Genomic DNA, 14548 nt, shown 5'->3' on the forward strand with positions numbered 1-14548 from the left:
TCATAGTGACCGTGGATACCAATACACTTCAAATGGGTTTAAACATAAATTAGAAGCAGCGGGAATGACGCAAAGTATGTCACGTGTAGGAAAGTGTATTGACAATGGGCCAATGGAAGGTTTTTTTGGAACTCTAAAATGTGAAAAGTATTATCTCAATAAATACAATACCTTCAAGGATCTAAATGAGGCAATAGATGAATACATTCATTTCTATAATCATAAGAGATTACAAAAGAAATTAAGCGACCTTAGCCCGATGGAATTTCGAGCTATGGCCGCTTAAATTAGTTTTTATTATTTCCAATGTCTACTTGACAGGGTGCAGTTCAAATTAGACTAAAAATCTAATTTTTGGGGTGTTTTTATGTCTCAAAAATATTAGATATTAAACTTGAAGCACTGCCACTTCCTCAGGTCTCCATAATCTATGAACAGTTAGTTTACTATATTTGTAAAACTGAAAATCAAATGATATAATTAGTCATCGAATGATATAATATGGTAATTATGGTAGAAAAGTAATAGAGTAGGAAAATTTCTCACAATATATAAGAGTAGTTGGACATGATAACTGTCAACCAGCTTAGTGAAATAAATTATAAAATGCAGCTTAAAAAATATTCTGCTTTAATTTACGAAAAAAGACCAAAGTATATAACAATAAAAATTATAATAGATTAGTTAAGGAGGCTAGCATTATGTTATTTACTGAAAGGGCAAAATGGAATCGTAAATTTAAAGAACGAGGAGACGAATTAATGGCTCCAGAATCTTTTATAGTGGAAAACATTGATTTACTTCAAAAGGGAACTGTATTAGATTTAGCTTGTGGGGATGGACGTAATTCGGTTTATCTAGCCAAAGTAGGTTTTTCTGTAACAGGTGTAGATTTTTCAGAAGAAGGTCTAAATCGTCTTGAAATCTTTGCTTCTAATAATAACCTTACGATCTCTCAAAAACTCATAGATTTATCTAATCATAAAGCGGTGAGTGAATTAGGTAGATATAATAATATTATTGTAAACCATTTTAAACCAAGTGATGATATATTGATCCTTCTTCCTAACTTATTAAAGAGAGAAGGAATTTTACTAATTAATACCTTTAATTATAGACAATCTGAAGAAAATGGGTTTCCACGTAGGTTCTGCTTAGAAGAAAATGAGTTAATGGAAAAATTTGAGGACTTAAAGCTATTAAAACATGAGGTATACCAAGATGAAAGAGGATTTTTAGATGGGTATATTTTTCAGCGATTATAAAAACAGCTTATATCTTAATTAGGATTAATAATGATAAGGGGGTTACTCTATGAAAAGGTTAGTAGTAATTATGCTTATGGTTGTCTTTCTAATAAGTGGGTGTAGTATTGGTGGGGATGATATGGTTGCAGATGGAAATAGCTTGTCAAATAGCTCAAACGTTGGTTTATTTTATGGAGATGAAGGGAGTATTTATTTTTCAAATTGGAATCATGCTGGACTCTTTAAATTAGATTCAAAGGATGGCAATATTGATCAGTTGTTAGAAGGGAATACATTTATTAATTTAATTGTCGATGGAGATTGGCTATACTATGTTATTCCTACAGGTGCTGAACAAGGGATCTATAGAATGGGTAAAAATGGCAGTAATAATACTAAGTTAATTAGCATAAATGCAAATAATCTTAATTTGTCAAAGGACTACCTATATTTTTCGGTTTCATTTCAAGATGGTGGTATCTATAAAATGAGTAAGTCGGGTGGTGAGACTATTAAGATTATAGATGAATTTTATGCTACATCTTTACATTTAATAGAAGATTGGATTTATTATATTAATAATGAGGACTTTACTATTAATAGAGTAAGCACAGACGGAAAGGTAAAAGAAGTACTTGCAGATGACACTATAGATAAAATAGTGATGGATAAAAAGTGGATTTATTACTTCGATAATAATAACCTTAGTCGAATTAGTCATGATGGCAGAAATAAAGAAATAGTAACAGAATCTGATGAAATGGAATTCAACAGACAAATGAATGTTAAAGATGAATGGGTGTATGTTTTTGCCCGAAACCCAGAAAAAAACGATGCTTATCTTTATAGAATTAATACTGAAACTAAAGAGAAAGAAATCTTATACAATGGCTTAGCTAGGCATTTGCATATTATAGATGATTATATTTATTTTTATGCAGGGGAATATAACAGTGAACTTCAGCTTAAAAAGATAAACCTTGATGGAAGTGAACTGGATACAATTGGAAATTAGCTGACTAGTGAAGAATTTCTTTTAAAAGTTCTCCTTTATGTTTCTTTAAGAGTTGACTATCAAGCTTAAGGTTTATTACGCTATCACATTTATCATAACATTTTGAACAGGGGAGACTAACATGTTAACTTTACGAGAAGCTCAACCATCAGATGCAGAAGGGTTTTTAAATTTATTATTTCAATTAGATCAGGAGTCTAATTATATGTTATATGAAGTTGGGGAAAGAAAAACAACAATCGAAGAAAAAAGAAAGGAAATAGAGGCTCAGATTAAGGATTCTCTGTTAATCTTTGCAGAAGATCATGGCAAGCTTGTAGGGTATTTATCTGCTAAAAGGGGCTTTGCTAAGAGAATTAACCACAGTGCTTACATTATTATTGGCATTATAAAGGATTATGGAGGTAAAGGGATCGGTAAGGCAATGTTTGAAAGACTAGATCAATGGGCACTGAAAAAAGGGATTACAAGACTTGAATTGACAGTAATGACTTGTAATGCAAGAGCTGTTGCCCTCTATCAAAGGATGGGTTTTAAGATTGAAGGAGTTAAGGAAAGATCTTGTCTAGTAGAAGGTCAGTATCTTGATGAATATTATATGGGAAAATTATTAAAATAAATGTTTCAATTTGTCGAACAATATTTGTAATATTTCGTCTAATGTAATTAAAGAGGGGGAGGGCCAGTGGGTAGAGATGGTGATATTGTAAAATCATTTCATGGTTGTAGAAAATTCTTAAATAAGCAAGTGGCAAAATCATTTGTGCATACAGGTGGATGGAAGGATTTTGTAGATATTGGTGAAATAATTGAAGATTTCCAAACTCATAAAGATAATCTTGAAGTCGTCACTGATGAAGATCAATACATTATTGATAAGATGATGGCAACCATTACATACTTACAACATATGAAGGGAGAAAGGTTAAATTATAGAGAGTATTTAAAAAGGACAATTGGAGTAGAACCTTTTCTTTTTAGTGAGGAAAGAATTCAGTCGATTACCAATGAAATAAAAGATTCTTTTACGAAATTAAATATAGCCTATAGTCCAGAAGTGATAAAAAGACAATTTTATAATATTACCTACCAAGAGAAAGAACTTAAAGAAGAGCTAGGTAAAGAAATGGTAAGGTTGATGAAAAAGGCAGAGGATTATTTAAATCTGAAGTTTAAAGAACCTGTAGAGATTGAATGTATAAATGAAGACATTCCTTATGGATATTATTTAAAGATAAAAGAAGAGGGATACTCTTTAAGGGTAAATCTTCATAAAAACAAAGGTAGCTTTAGCCCAGCTTCATTAAAATATGCCATCATACATGAAGTATGTGGCCATGCACTACAGCTAAGTACTTGGAAACATCAAATTAGAGAATTAAAAATTAGCGAAGTGTGTGGTTGTTTAGAAGATTATGGGCCTGAGATATTTCAATTGGAAGGTGTTGCTGAAGGGTTAATTTATTTTATTTTTTCTGACGAAATAGATGAATACATGAAGTTAGAATTATTATTAGATGAATTACATCACATGGTTCAGAACAATGCCTTTATTGAGGTGAATATGGGAACCCCCCTTAAGGTGGTGTTGAACTATTATAAGACAAGGTATCCGTTGGCAGAAGAAAATGAAATCTTAGATAGACTATCGAAAGCTAAGGAGGATGGATTTTATAGGGCAAATTTATATTCCTATGGTGTGGCTTTAGACTTTTTTAAAAGCGCTGCATCAAAACTAGGTAATGAATCGAAAAGGCGATTTTTAAGGGAAATGTACCTTCGCCCCATGACCTATAGTCAATTGAAAGTTTTTTTAGAAAATCAGTTTTATTGATTATTTATATTACTAGTTACCCTATAATACACTATTCGCCCCCCACTTAAATATTTTGATTTTATATCTTATCTATTATTGAAGGATTATTGTTTTAAACTTTAAAATTAGAAGTCATTACAAAATCCAGTGCTGTTATTGCAACTTCTATATCTTCTTAAGTAATTGATTTATTTAAGTAGTAATTGATCTATTTAGTTTAAAACACATAAAGTGATTGATTTTACTATGGGTAGGAAACTAGATAGGTGCTTAAACCAAATGATATAAGGAAGAGATAAATAAGTTCTAGCTCCGTTGACGAATTGTAAAAAAACCCCTATAATATATATAAACACATATGGTGATATATTGTTAAGGATAATTGTTAGGGGGAGTTAGAATGAGTAAAAATCACAACGAAAAGAAGGAAACTAATAAAATTAAACAACCGCAAGAAAAGAAAATAACCTTAGAGACAATTAGAGAAAGGGCTAATGCCCTCATATCCGATGAAATTGACATTGATAAATTATACAAGGTTGTAGAAAAAATTGAAAAAGAAAAGGACAAAAAAGATCAGGACTAAATAAACCAATAAACAAGTGAAAGTACTTAAAGGATTTTAAGACTGAAAGACCTGCCTAATAAGTATTTATGCATAAAATAGTAAATAGCTAAATAAATACTAAAGAGCAAAGTAAATCGTAAATATCAAATAAATAATATAAAGAGGTAAAGATAACGGTTTTCAGTCATTGGGGGGATTAAGTTGAAGAGAGACTTAAATAACGAGAGAAATATTTCAGAGATAATAACCTTAGAATATCTAAGAGCTAAAGCGATGGGTATCAAGGCAGATGATCTGAATGCAGAAGAGATATTAAAACTCTATCAGCTTCTTCAAAAGTTGGAACGGCATGAACTTTTAGAAAAATTAGAAAAAGCAGAAAGAGAAGAACTCTTAAAGGAATTAATATTGTTAGATAAGAAGAAATGATGTTGACTGGTATATAACATTTTTTTAGGATAGATACTTAAATGGTATCTATCTTTATTTTATTTCTTATTTTTACTTCCCTTTGTTTATACTTACGTAAAATTAATAGACTAGCCATCTACTTTTCACAATTTTTCCCAAAGGGTTACACAGTTTCTACTTTCATAAAAGATATAAATTTAGCGTTATGGTATGATGCAATTTCCTCAAATATCTAATAACTTATATTAAGTAACTAGATGTCAAGAAAATCATGTAAAAAGAAGGAATTTTTTCAATATAAAAAGAAATAGTACAGTAGAATTAACATTTTTTTCAAGATATTTCAAATGAATTATATTAAGTAACTTAAGGAGCTACTTTGAGAATGGTAGAATATTGATGAACTATGTGAAAAAAACATATTCATTAGCGATTAAGGGAGGGGTGACAATTTGCTGAGCTATAGAAGTGCGACAGATGGTGATAAATATTTTTTAAGGTTAGTTTGTTTAAATACTTCTAAACTATATCAATATATTTTGCCAGGTGCTTTTGATAAACAGGCTGATAAGTTTATGAAAGAGGGTTTGCCTAGTACCTACTCAATAAACATAATAGAATTAACAAATGAGCCTATAGGATTTATAGGAACTACTAAACTAGATGCAGCCACATTATATTTAACTGCCCTATATTTTTTATCTTCATACCAAAGAAAGGGTTATGGAGAATTAATTTTAAAGCAGTTGATTTCTCGTTCTCAAAAAGAGGGCTATCAAGAAATTGTATTGTTAGTACATGAAAAAGCCCATTGGGCAATTAGCTTTTATTCTAAACTTGGTTTTAAATGTATTTCTAATGTTGAGTCTGAAATAAAAGCCTATAAAGATTCTAAGCTCAAACCTTATGCTATTCCTTCCACTATGATGATGGCAAAGAGCTTAGTTGATTAGAAAATAAATGGGTAAAGGGGATTAATTAGAATCGTGATTACAGAAAGTGGGGGATGGGAAATGGAGTTTAGAAGGGTTAAAGATGATGAAATAAATTTATTTTTAACGATAGATCGCCAAGAAGTAATTGAGGAAATTTATTACTTCAGAAATGGAGAACTAATTTTAGAAAAGGAGTATTATAACATGATGGGTTTTCCACCCGGAGAACAAGAAGATATCTTAAAAAGATTATATGACCTTCATCATACTGGAGGTATTATAATAGGGGCCTTTGATGAAAACCGATTAGTAGGAATTACCTCATTAGAAAATAAGTTTAGGGGTTCACTAAAAGACCAGTTAAAGATGGATGTATTGTTTGTTAGTCATAACTATAGAGGAAAAGGAATAGCTAAAAGATTAATTGAAATGATTAAAGAAGAAGGGATCGAACGAGGTGCAAAGAAAATATACGTTTCTGCCACACCATCTAAAAATACGGTGGATTTTTATATGTCAGTAGGTTGTAGGTTGGCGGAAGAGGTAGATGAGGAATTGTTTCAATTGGAACCTCTTGATATTCATTTAGAATTAGTTTTATAATCCATAGGAAAGTATTACTTTAATTATTCTATATAGAGAAATTTAAGGTATGAGTTTCAACGAAGTCATCCTTTAAATCTCTGAGGAAGGCTTTGTTCCAAAACTAAAAGTAAATCAAAAGGAGCTTTTAGATATATGATTAATTATATAAACAGTATAGATAATATTGAAAAGGAAAAATTACATGGCTTTTTTGTCGGTTGGCCAAATCCACCTTCTCAAGAAAAACATCTAGAGATACTTAAGAATAGTACATACATTTGGCTTGCTGTTAAGGAAGAAGGAAAAGAGGTAGTGGGCTTTATAAATGCTATATCTGATAAGACCTTATCTTCTTATATTCCTTTACTAGAGGTGTTGCCAGAATACCAAGGTAGGGGTATCGGAAGGGAGTTAGTAAAAAGAATGCTTCACACCTTAAAGGATTATTACATGATAGATTTACTATGCGATGATGAGCTTACCCCATTTTATAAATCATTAGGAATGTTTAAAAGTTCTGGAATGTTGGTAAGAAACTATAGTCAGCAGGAGGGTAGAGGATAACTAGAAAAGATGATGAGACCAATTAAAAGAAATAAGTATAGAATTCTATTAGGTAAAAATTATTATACAATTAAACGGTATTTAGAGTGGTACTTTGGAAAAACAAAGTTTCCTAAGACCCATAGTAATAAATTACTTCCCTATTGTATTTTCACCCATAAAACACCTTTATTAAGAAAGTTAAAAGAGGTTGATATGTGGTATCAATACAATAAAATTACAAATTTAAAGATTGCTACTAAAAGGATCAATGGAATTATCATTAAACCAGGTGAAACATTTTCTTACTGGAAACTGATAGGCAAACCTAGCCGTAGCAAAGGATATGTGGATGGAATGGTGCTATTTTATGGAGGATTTAAACCTGGAGTGGGTGGAGGTTTATGTCAGCTATCTAACTTAATTTATTGGATGACCCTCCATACTCCTTTAGAGGTGGTAGAACGTCATCGACATAGTTATGATGTATTTCCAGATTCTAATAGGACTCAACCTTTTGGAAGTGGAGCCACCTGTGCGTATAACTATCTTGACTTAAGAATTTATAATCCAACAAATGAAGATTATCAATTGACGGTGTATTTAACAGATGATTATCTGATAGGAGAATGGAGAAGGGGAAGCCAACCTTTAGAATCTTATGAAGTTTATGAAAGAGATCATAAAATAACTTTAGAACATTGGGGTGGCTACGTAAGACATAATATAATTTATAGACGTAGATATAATTTAAACAAAGAAATAACTGAGGATCAGTACATAACGGAAAATCATGCAATTATGATGTATCAGCCATTTTTGGGGGAAGGCAATGCAAGTGAAGTTTAGAATAGGAGGAAGCATATGTTAGACAATAAAGGTTTTGATCAATGGGCAGGAAAATATGATGATGATATTGCCAAGGCTAAGGGCTATCCCTTTGAAGGGTACTATCAAGTTTTAGCCTATGTTCACAGTAAGGTAGAGAAACCACAGGATAAGAAGGTCTTAGACATCGGAATTGGTACAGGATTATTAACTGAGGAACTTTATAAGAAAGGTGCCACCATATATGGTGTAGATTTTTCACCCAAAATGATTGAGGAAGCTTCAACTAAAATGCCTAATGGAAAATTTTATTGTTGTGATATCACCCAAGGGTTATGTAGTGAGCTAATGGAAATGAAGTTTAATTATATTGTTTCGTCTTATGCGTTACATCATCTAACAGATGAAGAGAAGATTGAATTTATTAATAGGTTGAAGGAATTAATCTTACCGGGTGGAAAAATTATTCTAGCAGATGTAGCTTTTGAAAAATTCATAGACCGAGAAAATTGTCAAAAAGAAGTAGGTGAAGAATGGGATTCAGATGAATATTACATTGTTGCAGAGAGCTTTATAGATATGTTAAAGGAAACCGGTTTTAAATCACGTTACACACAAATCTCCATATGTGGTGGTGTTTTAGAGTTGTGGGTATAATGGATTGCTTAAAACGAAGGAGGTCTTACAATGAATGCATTTAATATGTTTTTTTCTGGTATCGGCGTGATGTTGCTGTATTCGTTGATTCCAGCTATTATTCTTTATTTTGTCATTAAGGCAGCAGTTCGAGACGCAATAATAGAGTTAAAAAATCGAGACATACTTTAAAACAAAGAAATCTTATAAAAAAACTTAAAATTACAAATACTAACGCTACAATAAAATGACTTAAAGGATATGATTAGTTATGAAAGGTATTGTTAGAACTGTAGTTTTGATAAGTATTACGATGGTACTAATAATTATGAATTATGGATACGGTATTAACTTAAATTATCAAGAAGAAGAGATTATGGATCTTAATCTTCAAGCAAGTGATCCATATAATGAACCCTATATGTTACAGATAGACCTGCAACAGAGTAAAGGTCAAATTTCATTTTTTCAACAGGCTATAGATCAGTTGGGGACAACCTCCATTGATAAAGTTGTTGAACTATGGGTAGAGGCAGAGAGAACTAGAAATGGTGTCTATCAATATGGGGTAGCTTCTCCTGAACAGAAGGCAAAATTAATTAATGAAAGAGGAGAACCTACTGATAAATTTTGGATTATTGGTGGCTCTAGTCCTTGGTTAACTGACTACGAAGAAATCAATAGAAAAAAATTAGATGAAGAAACTTTTGAGGTACAGCTAAAGTATTACTGGGGGACTTCTGCTGGTGCTACAGAGCCAACTTTTACCACATTAATTGTAGGTAAATTTAATGAGTTTTGGAAGGTTAAGGAAGTAAGATAGAATTTGGAATAAAAGTTCTATAATGCTGTAGACACTGTTCAACCTAAGTAATTAATGGTGGGATTAACTTAGATAGCATTTAGGTTAATCCCTAGTTGTTTTAACAGTTATTTTATAAAATGGATTTCAAGCTTTCTTAGATTAATCATGATTATTCGTTAGAGAAAATATTACAGGAAAGTCCCTTATAAAGTCTTTTATATGTCTAAAATCTACTATTTCAACATCACATGATCCCTCAACAATCAGGGTTATTTGGTCAATTCCAACACTATTGTGAGGACCAATATAAGGCACTAACTCAATATCAATAATAAAATAGAAAGTTCGAGGTAACCCTTGGGTCTTTTTATAATTTAATAGCCCCTCCATTAAGAATTTCCACTCCTTCAATGGTTTCAAATTCCTTCATTAATTGATGTAAGGCAAGGTCTTTTTGTTTGGCCTCTACCATAATGTCAAAATCCCTATCTAATGTTTTGGCACTATTAATAAATTCCATTAAAAAATTAATATCTACAAAATCTGCATGGGCTCTAATTTGCTTCTCACACTTAGGGCTTGAGACATGGATTTTTGGTGGTCGAGTTTCATTATTCCAAGTATTAAAAATTGCTTCTAAATAATCGCTTAAATTCTCTCCATGATGGTTACAGAAGTGATGGTGAATATCTAGAACCATCGGTATGGAAAGTTCTTGGCAAATTGAGAGTACTTCTCGAGCTGTAAAGGATTTGTCATCATTTTCTAATATAATGCGACTTTGGTATCTTGGGTCAAGTTCTTTAAATTGACTAATGAAGCGTTCTATCGCTTTCTTTTTACTGCCATAGGTACCCCCCACATGGATCACAAGTTTTGCTTCCTTAGGAGATAAGTCCATCGCTTCAAAAATTTTGACATGATATTCTAGGTCCTTTAGGGATGAGGCAAGAACATCTTTTTTAGGGGTATTAATAATTGTAAAGTGATCGGGATGGGCACTAACTAGAAGGCCCTTTTCCTTAATGAAGTTACCTAGATTTTTATATTGTTCTTCAAAGGGTTGAATATAGTCCCAATCGAAGACCTCTTCATGGGTAACTAATGGAACTAACTTTGAAGTAAATCGATAAAGGATTATATCATGGGCCTTATTATAGATTAATATTCTACGAGTCCTTTCTAAGTTTTCCTTCGTGATTGACTGCAATTTATATAATTTGACTTCATCGTCGGGTAATTCTGAGAAACGTTTATAAGTGATTGTCTTATTAGGAGAACCATCTTGTAAATTTAAAGCAATAGCTACATATCCTAGTCTAATCTTCATAAGAGACACCTCCGTAAATAATTTGCCCCATAATAATAAAATTAATAACTTTTAATAAATTTACCACTATTAATTGATACATATTATCAAGTGATTATAAGGAAAAAATGTAGACAGTTGTATAATTAACTATAATTTTGTCTTCTATAGGAGTGAATTATATAGAAGTGATATCAAGTCCCCTGATAAAAATATCCAGATAAATTAGGGGAATTTGGCCGAGACATAGAGGGAATTTTGACTAGATATTGAATGTTTATAGTTAAAAGAAGTAGCTCCTTAAAAAGGTAATACTTGTAAACAAAGATGCGCTCAGATAAATAGGCTGTATATTCTATAGTGAGATAAATTCTTAGGCCAGGACTTTGAGTATAATATCAAATAACGTAAATTAGTTGTAAAAATTTCTACTTTGGTAATAATTAGGTATGTAATGACTAATTGAGTAGAAAAAGGTGATTTAAATGAAAGCAATGCAAGTTACAGGAATCGTTAGAGCCGCAATAATATTTGTTTGTGTGATGGCTATTATACCTGGACTGGTACTAAGGTTTCCCAACGGAAAATATTATGATGAAGAGATGAAGGCAATGGTTAAGGATGGAAGGGCAGAAGTTGTCGAATACAAAATTAAGGGTGAATTAGATGGGAGTTCATTTATTGTTCAGCGTTTAATTTATACCGATGATTTAGTCTATATAAGATATTCGACAAATGTAGCTAATGTTTTTTATGGCTTTCCCGACGATAAACTGAGGTTTTTCGACAATAGGGGTATAGAGTATAAAAAGTCGAATGATGTCAATAAAAGTTCTTTAGGTCTAAGGGGGCATGAAGGTTTAATTGCTTTTAAAAAACCTAAGGATTCTATTGCTATTGAATATTTAATGTTAGTTTATGAAGCTTTTGATAGAAGAATGGAGATTAAGTTACCTGTAGGAGAGGTGACTTTATATGACTAGATGGAGAAAAGAGATCATACATTGGATATTTGTCGTCCTTTTGATAATGGTTACTCTGGTTATATCTCCTTTTTTTAACGGTAAAAATTCTTCAGAGGAGGCCTTTAGAGTAGCAGAGGCAGCTCTTTATTTTGGACCCTCAGAAATTATTGAAGAAATTGATTATGGTACTATTAAAATTTACCTTGCTAGATATAAAAATTGGGTAACTGCCCATGGTACGAGAAGGGAATTATTGCAGTGGTACCCAGAAGATACATTTTCACCATTGGAGATAGACGAAAATAAGGCTTTTAGCTATAGTTTTGGAAAAACTGAGAGTCTGCGAAAGGATCAAGAAATTAAAAGGGTGTTTGGTTATATAAGGGACCCCAGTATTGTTAAACTTCAACTAGTCCTTATGTATGAAGATGAGATTCAGCATTTAGCTGCTGAAGTAAAGGAAGGGCTATTTATCTTTCATTGGGACCAGAAACTTTCGCCTTATATCCCATTGAAGCTCCTTGCTTTTGATTATAAGGGTACTTTAATTTATGAAGAAGAAATAGATCAATCTAGATAATTCTATATAGTAATAAGAGAAGAGGTGTCAAATTGGAATTAAAAGATATACAAAATAAAGTTGAGGTTTTTATCAAAAATAATAATCTTGATGCAACTGTTGAGGTTAGGGTTTTAGATTTAGTCTCTGAGGTTGGAGAGTTGGCAAAGGAAGTATTAAAGGGAAGTAATTATGGTAAAAAATCATTAGCTTTATCTGATGAGTGGGAAAAGGAAATAGGAGATGTGTTGTTCTCCTTAATTACAATAGCAAATATGACTAGTATCGATTTAGAAAAATCTTTAATAGTGGTATTGGATAAGTATAAAAAAAGGATGGAGGAAAAGGGACATATAGCCTCAGACGCCTAGAAGATTAAAAATTAAAAAAAATAATATTTCATACAAACTTCGACAAATTTTATTGAAACTACAGTCTAAAATGGTGTAAGAGAAGTTTAATTCTTGTAATAGTGTATAAAAAAATTAATATGGTCTAGGAAAATTAATACACAAATAAATTAATGGATTGGGAGAAATGATTATGAATAAAACAGAGATCTATCAATTAAATCGTAAATTGGACATACCATATGACCTTTTACTATTGGCTGATCCTTCTCATGAAAGTGTTGCTGATTGTGTTGAGAGAGGCAGCATTTATGTTATTGATGTAGAAGGTAGACCTGTCGGGGTATATGTGCTGATAAATACTCGGCCTTTTACCATGGAGTTAGTTAATATTGCCGTTGATGAGGGGTATCAGGGTAATGGTATTGGAAAAATGTTAGTAGAAGATGCTATAGAAAGAGTAAAAAGGGCTGGCTATAAGACAATAGAGGTTGGAACAGGGAATTCTAGTATCAGCCAATTAGCCCTATATCAAAAATGTGGTTTTCGAATTAAGTCTATTGAGAGGGACTATTTTGTCAGATATTACGAAGATGAAATTTTAGAAAATGGAATTCAGTGCAGGGACATGATCAGATTATCCATTGATTTTGTGTAAAATTAATACAGCTATTTTTTTTTATGATTCATTCAATTCATAAGATATGATATTTGAATAGCCACAGAACTTTATGACAGAATAAAAGTTTTATCAACAAGGGGGATACCACGTGTATAGTATAGATGATAAAGTCATTATCAAAAAAACGACTGAAGAAAACTTAAAAGAAATTCTAGTACTTTGGAATAATGGAGAAGTGATGAAGTGGGTGGGGTTCCCCAAAGGATTAAACATGACAGATTCCCATATATGGGGATGGTACTGTAATATTAGCTTAAGAGATTGGGCTTATCATTTTGTTGTTTATCATCAAGAGGTGGGATTCTGTGGTGAGCTATATTATGATATAGATGTTAAATATAAAAGGGCAGGTTTAGATATAAAATTTTTACCAACGGCCCAGGGAAAGGGATTAGCTTCTAAAGCTTTTATTTCGATGATTAATCACATATTCGAAAATGAAAAAAATATACTTAGTGTATGGGCAGAGCCAACTAATGGAAACTTCAAAGCTAAGAAATTATTTGCTAGATGTGGACTTAAGGAGACTATACCAGCTGAGTTTGCAGAACCAAAGGAATCCTATTGGGAGTTAAAGCGAGAAGATTGGTTACAGATTAATTATAAAAGGAAATTAGCTAAGGAAAACATATAATGGATTAGATTTCTTCTATTGGTATAACTTTGATTTAAACTATTTTAATCTAATTTAACTTTTTAATCTAATTTAATTTTATAATTTTGATTTATAGATAATGATTGATAATCCATAGATAATAGCCCATTGATCAATTTAAAGGCTAATACTCTATGGATTTTAAATTGAAGCATCTCTCTTTAATTTCTTTTAGTAGATCACTAGAAGTTTAAGCTTATCTACTCTGTAGTTTCTAGTTAAGATATGATATGCTTAAATAGAAGCTCTTCAATAATTATGGATATGAAATGGATATTTTATTATTCTAGTGTTGTAGGAAGAAATTCGTATTAAGAATTTCACATTATTTATGGAACAGGAGACGATTAAATGAATTGTAGAGAGGGTTGCGGAGCTTGTTGTATTGCGCCATCAATTTCATCACCTATACCAGGTATGCCAAAGGGAAAACCAGCTGGGGTTAGGTGTATTCAACTGACAGAAGGTCATTTATGTAAGTTATTTGGGACACCAGAGAGGCCAAAGGTATGTATTGAATTGAAGCCAACAGAAGATATGTGTGGTTTTAGTGATCAGGAAGCAATGGATTATCTTAAGACACTAGAAGAAGTGACTAAACCTTAAATATGGTTGTCGGTAATTATATTATGTTAATTT

Annotated in this window: 22 protein-coding genes; 20 read left to right on the forward strand and 2 right to left on the reverse strand. The window is 31.7% G+C overall.

Annotation, left to right across the window (positions count from 1 at the left end; genetic code table 11):
- The 14 genes from T335_RS0112165 to T335_RS0112230 all read left to right on the forward strand — a co-directional run.
- The coding region (locus T335_RS0112165) for an IS3 family transposase (protein ID WP_026477800.1) at positions 1-286 on the forward strand (286 nt) is incomplete at its 5' end.
- Between the two features lie 415 nt (positions 287-701).
- Entirely contained in the window at positions 702-1265 is a 564-nt protein-coding gene (locus tag T335_RS0112170; RefSeq protein ID WP_026477801.1) for a class I SAM-dependent methyltransferase, read from the forward strand.
- A 49-nt stretch (positions 1266-1314) separates the two neighbouring features.
- On the forward strand, positions 1315-2262 hold the full coding sequence (locus T335_RS0112175) for a DUF5050 domain-containing protein (RefSeq protein ID WP_026477802.1): 948 nt from the start codon (positions 1315-1317) through the stop codon (positions 2260-2262).
- 121 nt (positions 2263-2383) lie between these two features.
- Positions 2384-2881: a GNAT family N-acetyltransferase gene (locus tag T335_RS0112180; protein WP_026477803.1), complete on the forward strand. Its 498-nt coding sequence runs from the start codon at positions 2384-2386 to the stop codon at positions 2879-2881.
- Between the two features lie 66 nt (positions 2882-2947).
- Complete coding sequence (locus T335_RS0112185) at positions 2948-4096, forward strand: hypothetical protein (RefSeq protein WP_026477804.1); 1149 nt, start codon at positions 2948-2950, stop codon at positions 4094-4096.
- A gap of 382 nt (positions 4097-4478) precedes the next feature.
- The gene (locus tag T335_RS0112190; RefSeq protein ID WP_026477805.1) at positions 4479-4664 is read left to right on the forward strand and encodes a hypothetical protein; all 186 of its coding nucleotides are present in this window, start codon (positions 4479-4481) and stop codon (positions 4662-4664) included.
- 183 nt (positions 4665-4847) lie between these two features.
- Positions 4848-5075: a hypothetical protein gene (locus T335_RS0112195; protein ID WP_026477806.1), complete on the forward strand. Its 228-nt coding sequence runs from the start codon at positions 4848-4850 to the stop codon at positions 5073-5075.
- A gap of 434 nt (positions 5076-5509) precedes the next feature.
- The gene (locus T335_RS20610) at positions 5510-6010 is read left to right on the forward strand and encodes a GNAT family N-acetyltransferase (RefSeq protein ID WP_034328426.1); all 501 of its coding nucleotides are present in this window, start codon (positions 5510-5512) and stop codon (positions 6008-6010) included.
- 60 nt (positions 6011-6070) lie between these two features.
- Positions 6071-6595 carry a GNAT family N-acetyltransferase gene (locus T335_RS0112205; RefSeq protein WP_026477807.1) on the forward strand — a complete coding sequence of 175 codons (525 nt, stop codon included), beginning with the start codon at positions 6071-6073 and terminating at the stop codon, positions 6593-6595.
- Between the two features lie 135 nt (positions 6596-6730).
- The gene (locus T335_RS0112210; RefSeq protein WP_207640674.1) at positions 6731-7141 is read left to right on the forward strand and encodes a GNAT family N-acetyltransferase; all 411 of its coding nucleotides are present in this window, start codon (positions 6731-6733) and stop codon (positions 7139-7141) included.
- 9 nt (positions 7142-7150) lie between these two features.
- A complete protein-coding gene (locus T335_RS0112215; protein ID WP_034328429.1) occupies positions 7151-7969 on the forward strand; it encodes a VanW family protein in 819 nt (272 codons plus the stop codon).
- Between the two features lie 15 nt (positions 7970-7984).
- A complete protein-coding gene (locus tag T335_RS0112220; RefSeq protein ID WP_026477810.1) occupies positions 7985-8605 on the forward strand; it encodes a class I SAM-dependent DNA methyltransferase in 621 nt (206 codons plus the stop codon).
- Positions 8606-8635: 30 nt separating this feature from the next.
- Entirely contained in the window at positions 8636-8776 is a 141-nt protein-coding gene (locus T335_RS22300) for a hypothetical protein (RefSeq protein WP_156943684.1), read from the forward strand.
- 79 nt (positions 8777-8855) lie between these two features.
- Entirely contained in the window at positions 8856-9407 is a 552-nt protein-coding gene (locus T335_RS0112230; RefSeq protein WP_026477811.1) for a hypothetical protein, read from the forward strand.
- Between the two features lie 141 nt (positions 9408-9548).
- Here T335_RS0112230 and T335_RS0112235 read toward each other — a convergent pair whose 3' ends face one another.
- Together T335_RS0112235 and uvsE are read right to left on the reverse strand one after the other, a co-directional pair.
- Entirely contained in the window at positions 9549-9779 is a 231-nt protein-coding gene (locus T335_RS0112235) for a DUF3888 domain-containing protein (RefSeq protein WP_026477812.1), read from the reverse strand.
- Complete coding sequence (gene uvsE / locus T335_RS0112240) at positions 9757-10719, reverse strand: UV DNA damage repair endonuclease UvsE (protein WP_026477813.1); 963 nt, start codon at positions 10717-10719, stop codon at positions 9757-9759. The genes T335_RS0112235 and uvsE overlap by 23 nt, the downstream gene beginning before the upstream one ends.
- 464 nt (positions 10720-11183) lie before the next feature.
- Here uvsE and T335_RS0112245 point away from each other — a divergent pair, with 464 nt between their 5' ends.
- The 6 genes from T335_RS0112245 to T335_RS0112270 all read left to right on the forward strand — a co-directional run bounded on the left by T335_RS0112245 (position 11184) and on the right by T335_RS0112270 (position 14515).
- A complete protein-coding gene (locus T335_RS0112245; RefSeq protein WP_026477814.1) occupies positions 11184-11681 on the forward strand; it encodes a hypothetical protein in 498 nt (165 codons plus the stop codon).
- Complete coding sequence (locus T335_RS0112250) at positions 11674-12243, forward strand: hypothetical protein (protein ID WP_026477815.1); 570 nt, start codon at positions 11674-11676, stop codon at positions 12241-12243. Before T335_RS0112245 ends, T335_RS0112250 begins: the two co-directional genes overlap by 8 nt.
- Before the next feature lie 32 nt (positions 12244-12275).
- Positions 12276-12593: a MazG nucleotide pyrophosphohydrolase domain-containing protein gene (locus tag T335_RS0112255; protein ID WP_026477816.1), complete on the forward strand. Its 318-nt coding sequence runs from the start codon at positions 12276-12278 to the stop codon at positions 12591-12593.
- A gap of 172 nt (positions 12594-12765) precedes the next feature.
- Positions 12766-13230, forward strand: a complete 465-nt coding sequence (locus tag T335_RS0112260; RefSeq protein WP_026477817.1) for a GNAT family N-acetyltransferase — start codon at positions 12766-12768, stop codon at positions 13228-13230.
- A 112-nt stretch (positions 13231-13342) separates the two neighbouring features.
- A complete protein-coding gene (locus T335_RS21685; protein ID WP_051569293.1) occupies positions 13343-13888 on the forward strand; it encodes a GNAT family N-acetyltransferase in 546 nt (181 codons plus the stop codon).
- Positions 13889-14260: 372 nt separating this feature from the next.
- Positions 14261-14515, forward strand: coding sequence for a YkgJ family cysteine cluster protein (locus T335_RS0112270; protein ID WP_026477818.1), 255 nt, complete (start codon positions 14261-14263; stop codon positions 14513-14515).
- The last annotated feature ends 33 nt before the right edge of the window (positions 14516-14548 follow it).

Origin of the sequence: Alkaliphilus transvaalensis ATCC 700919 (assembly GCF_000621485.1) — a bacterium.
Classification (GTDB): domain Bacteria; phylum Bacillota; class Clostridia; order Peptostreptococcales; family Natronincolaceae; genus Alkaliphilus; species Alkaliphilus transvaalensis.